General features: G+C 58.2%; 3 protein-coding genes. All 3 read right to left on the minus strand.

Annotation, left to right across the window (positions count from 1 at the left end; genetic code table 11):
* Positions 1–2: 2 nt before the first annotated feature.
* The 3 genes from AC27IT_RS00580 to AC27IT_RS00590 are packed head-to-tail and all read right to left on the minus strand — an operon-like array spanning position 3 to position 10,593.
* Positions 3–1,100, minus strand: coding sequence for a hypothetical protein (locus AC27IT_RS00580; protein WP_327944705.1), 1,098 nt, complete (start codon positions 1,098–1,100; stop codon positions 3–5).
* A 20-nt stretch (positions 1,101–1,120) separates the two neighbouring features.
* Entirely contained in the window at positions 1,121–5,830 is a 4,710-nt protein-coding gene (locus tag AC27IT_RS00585) for a type I polyketide synthase (protein ID WP_283857790.1), read from the minus strand.
* Positions 5,830–10,593 (minus strand): type I polyketide synthase, encoded by a 4,764-nt coding sequence (locus AC27IT_RS00590; protein WP_283857791.1) that lies wholly within the window; start codon positions 10,591–10,593, stop codon positions 5,830–5,832. Before AC27IT_RS00590 ends, AC27IT_RS00585 begins: the two co-directional genes overlap by 1 nt.
* Positions 10,594–10,595: the final 2 nt, after the last annotated feature.

The raw sequence follows: 10,595 nt of genomic DNA on the forward strand, positions 1-10,595 counted from the left end.
GGTTATGTTCCTGCGACCGGGCATGTCAAAAGCTCAAGCGTGAAAGACGCCGCCTGCTTTTCTTTTTCGTACAGGCCGACAAGCAGTTCTTGCAGCGACTCGACTTCGCGCTGGTGCGCCGGGGTAGAGCCTCTGCCCTTCCTGTAATAGCTCTTGTAATAAAATTTAATAAGCGCGTTCCCGAATAGCTCCCACTGCTGGCACAGCGTTCTATACTCGCTCTGCAACTGCTCGCATTCCCGCTCGCTCACCCAGCTTTGCTTCTGCAAGATCATCGGCAAATGGACGGTAGACTTGCGAAAAAAATACGGATTTTTGATCGCCACGGCTTTGCGTTGAAACTGCGAAGGGGAAATGCCGAGCAATCTCGGCTCCAGGCTCTCGGCGAATTGCTTGATCGCAGACAGTCCGTACGTCGTGGAAAGCAGCGTATTTCCCGCATGATCGGTCTTGTACGGCTTGCGCTCTTCGCGCAGAAGCGTCTGGAGATTCGCGCAAATCAGCTCTTTTGTGCACCTGGAAAAGAACGCCGCTTCTTCTTGTGTCTTGATCCGCGTGACGAGCAGCGAAGAAGTCTGCGCGGCTGCCAACGCCCGCTCAAAACAATCGTAAGGCAGCGCGTATGGCTCCATTTTGCTCGGCTGGAGGCAATCCTCTATCAACAAATAGGACCTCGAATGTTCATCGTAGCCGTACAGAAAAGCAGGGTGAATTTGGTGCTGCTTCTCCGCGTCCACGCCAGAAGGATAATGAAAGCGGTCCAGATCGACAAAGACGTAGTATCCGCTGCGCAAAAGCTCCTTGACGGCCACATGCACGCTGTCGTTTGCTTGCAAAGAGCGGGTCTGGAAATCAAGCACAGAAGAAAAATCCAGCCCCCGGGCAACGTCCAGCAGCAGCACGCCTTCCTCATGCGCTGCTGCCGCCTCTTGCCCGTCATCGGCTTCGACAACGTGCAGGTGAAACTGGGCTTGCGCCATGCACGGAGCATACGCGAAGCTTTTGTCGCGATTCATCAGGATCGAGATCAAATTGTTGCTGACACAATTCACCCACGTGCCGTTAAAAGGCTCTGCGGGGAGTGAAAACGCATCCAACACTCCTCACCTCCACGCTCATGCTAGACTGGCTCGCTGATCTCTCTGATGAGCAGATCGGCTTCGTCCGCCGTAATGTTTCCTTGCTCCAAATCGCTCATGATTTGTTCGATCGTCATGCTCCGCTTTGCCGGGGTGGCGCGTTTTCGCTCCAAATAAGCCGCCATATCGTGAACCGTCGGATAGGAGAAAATATCGGAGATCATAAACACGCCGGGATAAGCTGCGTCCAGCTCCTTTTGCAGTCTGACCGCGAGCAGCGAATTGCCGCCCAAGTCTTCGAAGTTGGCAAAAATGCTGATCTCATCCAGCCCCAGCACTCTTGCCAGGATGTGCGCGATTTCCTCGTCCCACGCCGTGATCTCCTGATGCTCTGCTTCCTTGATAATCGCGGCCGTTTCCTTGCCTGACACCTCTGCCGGATGGCTCCCGCCGCCAATCTCCTGCGAGACAGCCCGCTCGATGCCCTCTCCCAGCGCGTAATCGCGCACCAGACTGTGTCCAATCGCTTCTTTCGGGAGGCGGCGCTTGAGCTGGCCGACGATGACCTGAGATTGGCTGGCGTGCAAAAGTTCTGTGAAGATCGCCGCTCCTTGTCTGGGCGCGAGGCTCTCGAATGGGCTGTGGCGATTGTCGGCTTCGTGCGCTTGCCCCATCCCGACGTCACGCCACAGCGGCCAGTTGATCGTCAGCGCCTTTTTGCCCATCTGGCGCATGTGCGCGGCGTACAGGTCCAGGTAGCTGTTAGCAGCCACGTAATCGCTCTGCCCGATGCCGCCTGTGACGGTGTGCATGCTGGAAAACAGCACAAAGAAATCGAGGTCGTCGGCTTCGGTAAGCTGATCGAGCAGCCACGTGCCTCTCACCTTGGCGTTCAGCACTTCGCGGATGCGGCTTTCCGGCTTGCGCACGAGCAGCCCTTCTCCCGCCACGCCTGCGCAATGAATGACGCCGCGAATCGCGCCAGACTGCGCGCGGATGTGCTCCAGCACTTGCGAAAGCTCGCGTTCTTCGCTGATGTCTGCGGCGTGAACGTGCACGCTCGCGCCTTGCTTTTCCATCTCGCGAATCGCCGCGATCTGCTCGATTCGCCGCTGATCGGCTCCGGCCGCCTCGATCTCCGGCCACTTTTCGCGTCCGGGCAAGCCTTGGCGGCTGATGAGGTGGAGTTTTGCCGGATGCAGGCGGCTGATCTGCTTGCCGACTTCCAGACCGAGTCCCCCGGTTCCGCCCGTGATGACGTAGACTCCGTCCGCTTTGATCGCAGCGGTGTCGCCTGTTGCCGCCAGCGTCGTTTGTTGCAGTCGCTCCACGTACCGTTTGTTATGGCGGTAGGCGACCTGATACGGCGCATCTGCGACCGAAAATTCCGCGACGATTACAGACGGGTCGGTATAGGCGTCGACATCGAGGAACCGGATGCGCACATGCGGGAACTCTTCCCGCGCTACTTTGCCGAGGCCGAGCAAGCAGCCATGCTCTGGCCGCAGAGCGGCTTCGTCGCCTGTCACCCGGTTGGCGCAGTCCCCGACGAGGATGATGTCCAGCTCGTCGCTATGCGGATGGGCAAACAGGCTGTCGAGCAAGTAATACAGACTGTAAAAGCCTCTTTGTTCGGCTTCAGCGAGTCCTTTTGCCTCGTGGACGCCTGTGTCTGTCACGCTCATCAGATGCACGATTTTGCGGACCTTTTTCGCCTGCCACTGCGGCCACAAGCGCTGGTAATCGGCGCGCTCCTTGACCTGTCCCGCCTCTGTTCCGAAGGCGACCTCGATCACTTCTCCGTAGACAGCGGCAAGCTGCTTGCGAAGCCGTTCGGCCAGCTCGCCTTTTCCGGTGAATACGACCACCGCTTCGTCGGCTTTTTCCTGCGGGGAGGCTGCCGCCTCTCTCTCCCGCACGATCCAGTCTTTTTCGTAGTAGCTCGCCGCCGTCCACTGCGTGCGCACCTGCTTGATCGTATATCCTTCGATTTCCACCAGCACCTCGCCAGCAGCATTGACGATGTCGATGTCAAAAGTGGCGGTTTGGTTCCCTTCCGCTTGTTCCCGCTGCCTCACATAGCTGTAAATCGCTGCAGGAATCGGCGCGTGGACGCGAATTTCCCGATAGTAAAAAGGCAAATACAGATGCTCGTCAATGCTTCTGATCGCGATGTTCGCCGCGTTGTCCAGCATGGCCGGATGGTAGTGGTAGTCAGCGGCTTCGGCGCGGTGAGCCTCGGCCAGTTCGATCGCGACCAGGCATTCGCGCTCGCCAACCCGCAGCTCCTTGATGTTGTTCCAGTGCGCTCCTGTCGTGATGTAGCCTCCGGCCGCCTGCAAGTCCGCCGTGTCGCGTCCCTCGGGGAGCGTCCTTTGGAGAGCGGACAAGTCTAGCCGTTTTTGCTCTTGCGTCGGGCGGCACAGCGTTCCTTCTGCGTGCTTGCGCCACGAGCCATCTATCTGATCTTTGCTCGCGATGTGGAAGTGCTTCTCGTCGCCCGCTTTTTTCACCGTGATTTGCAGCTCATGGCTCTCGCCTTCCAGCAGCGAAAAAGGCTGCAAAAAGGCGAGGTCCTTGATGACAGTCAGCCCGCCTTGCTGCCTGCCTACCTCGAGCAGCATTTCGATGTAGGCCGTTCCAGGCAAAACGCACTCGTTGCCCACCTGGTGCTCGTTTACGACCCAATCGGCCGCCGCAGAAAAAGTGGTCGTGTACACCGTCTGCTCAAGACTGTCGCAAATCGCCCCGCGCAGCAGAGGGTGCCCCGGCGTTTGCGGCACGGCTTGCCGATTGCCTCGACCGCTGCTCTCCACCCAGCAACGCGTTAGCTGGAACGGATAGACGGGCAGGCTCAGGCGGTTGCACCTCGTCGGGTCGTACAGCCGTTTCCAGTCGACAGTCGCTCCCAAGGCGTACAGCTCGCCCAATGCAAGGTAAAAAGCAGTCTCTTGTCCTCGCCCAGCCTTTGCCGCCAGCAAGTCCTCTCCTTGCCGGGACAGCTCCTGCTTCTCACGCTCTGTCCATTTTTTCTTCTGGCTGTACTGCTGCTCTGTCGCTGCTCTGCTGGCGACGATTTCGTGCGCCTGGTACCATACACGCTCGCCGGAAGCAAGGCCGTGTCGCTTCAGGTGTTCCAGCTTGCCGAGCAGATCGTCGTAATCGGTAAACACAATCGCGAGCCGATGGCTGTAATGGCCGCGTCCCGTGCTCGCCGTATAGCACAAATCTTCCAGATCGAGCTGACGGTTTTGCGATAAATAAAGGGCGTATTCCGCGACCAGCTTGGACAGCACCTGCTCGTCTTTGGCAGACAGCGGCAGCAAATAGAGCGATGGTTCGGCACTCTCCGGCTTTTGCTGTCTGGCGGGGGCCTCTGCTACCACCATGTGGCAATTGGTGCCGCTAAAACCAAACGAGCTGATCCCGGCGATTCGCGGGCCACCCGCCGTTGTCCACTCCCGGAGCCGATCATTGACGTACACCGGGGAAGCAAAGAAATCAACGAACGGATTCGCCTCCAAAAAGTTAAGGCTCGCCGGAAGCTGGCCATGGCGCAGCGAAAGCATCACTTTGAGCAAAGACGCCAGCCCCGATGCTCCGACCGTATGCCCGATATTTGTCTTGACCGTTCCGATCGCGCAAAACTGTTTTTTGTTCGTATGGCGGGAAAAAGCTTTGACCAGCCCGTCAATTTCGATCGAATCTCCCAGTTTGGTCCCCGTGCCATGCGCTTCGATGTACGAAATCGCTTCGGCGGCGACGCCTGCTTCTTGCCACGCTTGGCAAATGACTTCCTCCTGCGCGCGTGCATTCGGCGCAGTGATCCCGTCTGATGTTCCGTCGTTGTTGACCGCGCTTCCTTTGATTACGCCGTAAATATGGTCGCGATCGCGCAGCGCCTGCTGCAGCGGTTTGAGCAGGACGACGCCGACGCCTTCTCCCCAAACCGTTCCGTTCGCCCGTTTATCGAAGGTGCGAATGAGATAGTCTTCCGACTCGACCAGCCCGAGCAGCGGATTTTTGATCGGGCTGTAATTGACGTGAATCCCTCCGGCGATCGCCATGTCGCAGACGCCGGAGGAAATCGCCCGGCACGCTTCATGGACCGCAACCAGCCCCGATGAGCACGAAGTGTCGATGACCAGGCTCGGGCCTTTTGTATTCAGCCAGTACGAAATCCGGCTCGACAAGATGGCTGACCACGTGCCGGACAAGAGCAGCGCGTCTTTTTCCGCCGCATTGTCCCGGTACCATTGGCCCCACGTATGGTCCGTGCCGATGTAGACGCCGGTGTTCGTTCCGTTCAGCTCTTTGTAGCAATATCCGGCGTCTTCGATGGCTTGGCAGGACGTTTCCAGCATCAACCGCTGCATCGGGTCCATGAATTTCGCTTCGACGGGCGAGATGTGGAAAAAGCCGGGGTCGAACTGATCGATCCGCTCCAAATACCCGCCTTTAAAAAACCATTGCTGTTTATCAGCCTGGCCCCATAACCGCTCATCGAGGCAATCCCGAATGCGCCAATCGGGAAACTCGTCGATGCAGCTTTGCTGATGCTGCAGTTGCTCCCAAAAGCGGGCGAGGTTTTCTCCTTTGGGAAATTTTCCGGCCATGCCGATAATCGCGATTTCTTTGTCCGCGATCGGCTCTGTCAGCTTTTGACACTGGGCAAGCAGCGCGGCAGCATCGGTCGGATGCATTTTTTGCGACGCGACCAGTTCAAAAATGAGCTGTTCTACTGCCGACATCACGCACCTCCTCCTTTGGTTTTGTAGACGCCAAGCGCTTCGTGCACGGAAATTTCCCGGCTGGCCAGCCGCTCAAGCAAATCCAGCGTCGACGCTGCGCTGACGGCCTCTTTTGCAGGCTGCTGCTTGCTGTCTATGTAGGCAGCCATCTCCGCGATCGTGGAATAGGTGAACACGTCGGAAATGTTGATGATCGGGCCGTATGCTTCTTCCAGCAGCCGGAATAAATAGACAGCCAGGACGGAATTGCCGCCCATGCTGTTGAATTTGGCGGAGACGCTGATTTCCTGGACGCCGAGCACCTGCGCCCAAATTTTCGCCACTGCTCTTTCGGTCGCTGACATGCTGGCTTCGTCTTGATCCAAAATGCGCAAGTGCGCCTTCGCGGTTTCGGCAGCCGCTTTTGCCTCGCGCGGCGCTTGCAGTTGGCTTTGGAAAAAGTTGGTTAGCGAATCGCTCAAGACGTAATCGCGCATCAGGCTGTGGCTGATCGCTTCCTTCCCGAGCCGCCGCTTGAGCTGGCCGACGATGACCTGAGATTGATCCGCGTGCAAAAGCTCTGCGAAGATCGCCGCCCCTTGTCCGGGCGCGAGGCTCTCGAATGGGCTGTGGCGATTGTCCACTTCGTACGCTTGTCCCATCCCGACGTCACGCCACAGCGGCCAGTTGATCGTCAGCGCCTTTTTGCCCATCTGGCGCATGTGCGCGGCGTACAGGTCCAGGTAGCTGTTTGCCGCTACGTAATCGCTCTGGCCCGCCCCGCCCGTCACCGTGTTCATGCTGGAAAACAGCACAAAAAAGTCGAGGCTGTCAGCTTCGGTAAGCTGGTCGAGCAGCCACGTGCCTTTCACTTTGGCGTTCAGCACTTCGCGGATGCGGCTTTCCGGCTTGCGCACGAGCAGTCCTTCTCCTGCCACGCCTGCGCAATGAATGACGCCGCGGATCGCGCCAGACTTCGCGCGGATGTGCTCCAGCACTTGCGAAAGCTCGCTTTCTTCGCTGATGTCTGCGGCGTGAACGTGTACGCTCGCGCCCTGTTTTTCCATCTCGCGGATCGCCGCAATCTGCTCGATTCGTCGCTGATCGGCTCCGGCCGCCTCGATCTCCGGCCACTTTTCCCGCCCGGGCAAGCCTTGACGGCTGATGAGGTGGAGCTTTGCCGGGTGCAGGCGGCTGATCTGCTTGCCGACTTCCAGGCCGAGTCCCCCGGTTCCGCCTGTAATGACGTAGACGCCGTCCGCTTTGATGGCAGCGGTGTCACCTGTCGCGGCCAGCGTCGTTTGTTGCAGTCGCTCCACGTACCGCTTGTTATGGCGGTAGGCGACCTGATACGGCGCATCTGCGACCGAAAATTCCGCGACGATTACAGACGGGTCGGTATAGGCGTCGACATCCAGGAACCGGATGCGCACATGCGGGAACTCTTCCCGCGCTACTTTGCCGAGGCCGAGCAAGCAGCCATGCTCTGGCCGCAGAGCGGCTTCGTCGCCTGTCACCCGGTTGGCGCAGTCCCCGACGAGGATGATGTCCAACTCGTCGCTATGCGGATGGGCAAACAGGCTGTCGAGCAAGTAATACAGGCTGTAAAAGCCTCTTTGTTCGGCTTCCTCCAGCTCTTTTGCCGATTGAATCGTTTTGTCTGTCACGCTCATCAGATGCACGATTTTGCGGACCTTTTTCGCCTGCCAGTGCGGCCACAAGCGCTGGTAATCGACGCGATTCTTGACCTGCCCCGTCTCTGTTCCGAAGGCGACCTCGATCACTTCTCCGTAGACAGCGGCAAGCTGCTCGCGAAGCCGCTCGGCCAGCTCGCCTGCCCCGGTGAACACGACCACGGCTTCGTCAGCCTTTGCCTTTGCCTGAGCGGGGGACGGCGCTTCCTGCACGACCCAGTCTTTTTCGTAGTAGCTTGCTGCCGTCCACTGCGTGCGCACCTGCTTGATCGTGTAGCCTTCGATTTCCACCAGCACCTCGCCAGCAGCATTGACGATGTCGATGTCAAAGGTCGCCGTCTCGCTCCCTTCCGTTTGCTCCCGCCGCCTCACGTAGCTGTAAATCGCCGCAGGAATCGGCGCGTGAACGCGAATCGACTGGTAGTAAAAGGGCAAATACAGATGCTCGCCAATGCTTCTGATCGCGATGTTCGCCGCGTTGTCCAGCATGGCCGGATGGTAGTGGTAGTCAGCAGCTTCTGCGCGATACGGCTCGGCCAACTCGATCGCAACGAGACATTCCGCGCCTTCGCTGCGCAATTCCTGCAGGTTGTTCCAGCGCGCTCCGGTCGTGATATAGGCGCCGCTTGCCTGCAAATCGGCTGCGCGGGCAGCCACAGGGAGTTGCTTCATGAGAGCCGACACGTCTACGCGTTTTTGCTGCGCTGTCGGACGGCACAGCTTGCCTTCTGCGTGCTTGCGCCACGAGCCGTCTGTCTGATCCATGCTCGCGATGCGGAAGTGTTTTTCGTCGCCCGCTTTTTTCAGCGTGATGTGCAGCGCATGGCTCTCCCCTTCCCGCAACGAAAAGGGCTGCAAAAAGGCGAGGTCCTTGATGACGGTCAGCCCGCCTTGCTGCCTGCCCACCTCGAGCAGCAGTTCGATGTAGGCCGTGCCGGGCAATACGTATTCACTGCCTACGCGATGCTCGTTTACGACCCAATCGTCTGCGGCAGACAGGCCGACGCGATACGTTATGTGGTCGGATGCGCTTTCCGGCAAGCTCGTAAGCAGCGGATGCGGCGGCTTTTGTGCACGGGGAAGCGGCTGCTGTTTGTAGGCCGCGAAGTCCTCCTGGTTGAGCCAGCAGCGCACTTTTTGAAAAGGATAGACAGGCAAGCTGATGCGGTTGCACGCCAGCCCCTCGTACAGCCGTTCCCAGTCGATTTCGGCGCCTGCGACGTACAGCTCACCCAAGCGGAGATAGGAGGGAAGCTCTCTGTCCGGCAAGGCGCTGGTCATGCTTTGCAGCTCCCGCTTTGCCTGTAGCGTCCGCGCGTGCTTTTCTTCCTCCGTCACTTTCAGCCAGCCGCCAGCCCGGGCTGCTATCGTGTCGCCGCCCGCCTCGCTTCCGTGAACCTGGTAATACACACGCTCATCTGAGGCAAGCCCGCGTTTTTGGAGCGCATCCAACTTGCCGAGCAGATCGTCGTAATCGGTAAAAACAATCGCCAGCCGATGGCTGTAGTGGCCGCGCCCGGTGCTTGCGGTGTAGCACAAATCGTCCAGATCAACTTGCCGATGGCTAGCTACATAGGCGGCGTATTTGGCAACTAGCCTCGACAGCACCTGCTCGTCTTTTGCGGACAGCGGAAGCAAATAAAGGGGAGCTGCTTGTTTTCGCTCACAAAAAGCGGGCGGAGCCTCCTGCACGACCATGTGACAATTCGTGCCGCTCAACCCGAACGAGCTGATCCCCGCCGTCCGCAGCCCTACAGAAGCGCTCCAGTCGCGCAACTGGTCGTTCACGTAAACGGCGGACGAGCTGAAATCAATCGCTGGATTCGGCTTTTGAAAATGCAGCGAAGGAAACAGTTTTTTGCTTTTCATGGCGTGGATCACTTTTACCAAGCCCGCAATCCCTGCGGCATGATCGAGATGGCCGATGTTGGTTTTGAACGAACCGATGGCGCAAAATTGCTTTTTGCTCGTATAGCGCGAAAAAGCTCGCGTAATGCCCTCTATTTCAATCGGATCGCCCAGCTTTGTTCCGGTTCCGTGCGCTTCGATATAGCTGATCGTCTCGGGATCAATCCCGGCTTGCTCCCACGCCTGGCAAATGACTTCCTCCTGCGCTTTCGCGTTCGGAGCGGTAATGCCGATCGAGTTGCCGTCCTGGTTGATCGCACTGCCTTTAATCACCGCATGAATATGGTCGCGATCCTCCAGCGCTTTTTTCAACGGCTTCAGCAAAACGGCCCCCATCCCCTCGCCTTTTCCGGTCCCGTCGGAACTGGCATCGAACGTCTTCGTTCTTTCGTCCGAGGACTCAATGCCGATTTTGACGTGTGCATGGCTTTTCAGCGGGAAAAGATGCAGCTTGATTCCTCCGGCCAAAGCGAGGTCGCAAGCGCCTTCGATGAGCTGGCGGCAGGCAAAATGAATCGCGACGAGCGAAGAGGAGCACGCCGTATCCATCGCGACGGCTGGCCCCTTCAAGTCGAGCAGGTAAGAAATGCGGCTGGCGATAATGGACTGGATGTTGCCGGGAATCGCAATGCCCATCGCTTCCGGCGCAAGAAGCTGGATGCCTTTTTTGTACACTTCGCCAAAATCGGTGCTGTAGCCGATAAACACCCCTGCCCTGCTGCCAGCAAGCTTCGCCCCTCCATAGCCAGCCTCTTCGATTGCTTCCCAGGCCAATTGCAAAAACAGGCGTTGATTCGGGTCCATCAAGCTTGCTTCGCGCGGGGATATGTGGAAAAAGCCCGGATCGAACCGGTCGATCTCGGGCAAATATCCGGCTCGGTCAAACTGCGCTTTGGCTCGTTCGATGGGAAGCATTGGCAGGAAAAGGGCAGCGTTTTCCTGTCTGTTTGCCGGGATATCCTGGATGGAGTCGATGCCGAGATGCAGAAGCTGCTCCAGCCGGGCATCCGTGTCAGCCTGGCCTAGCCGGGCGGCGATCCCCACGATGGCAATGTCGTTTTCCGCCTCCTTTTGCTGATCGTGCCGCAAAAAATGAATGAGGCGGGCGGCAACGTTTTTGTCCAACTGCCCGGAGCCGACCTGCTTCAATATATAGGCGTACATCTCTTCTTTTTTTGCCATAA

This window comes from Brevibacillus sp. YAE8 (assembly GCF_057543335.1).

Bases quoted from the DNA above. Each gene is read 5' to 3' on its own strand.
- AC27IT_RS00590 (WP_283857791.1), bottom strand. From the start codon at position 10,593: ATGGCAAAAAAAGAAGAGATGTACGCCTATATATTGAAGCAGGTCGGC.
- AC27IT_RS00585 (WP_283857790.1), bottom strand. From the start codon at position 5,830: ATGTCGGCAGTAGAACAGCTCATTTTTGAACTGGTCGCGTCGCAAAAA.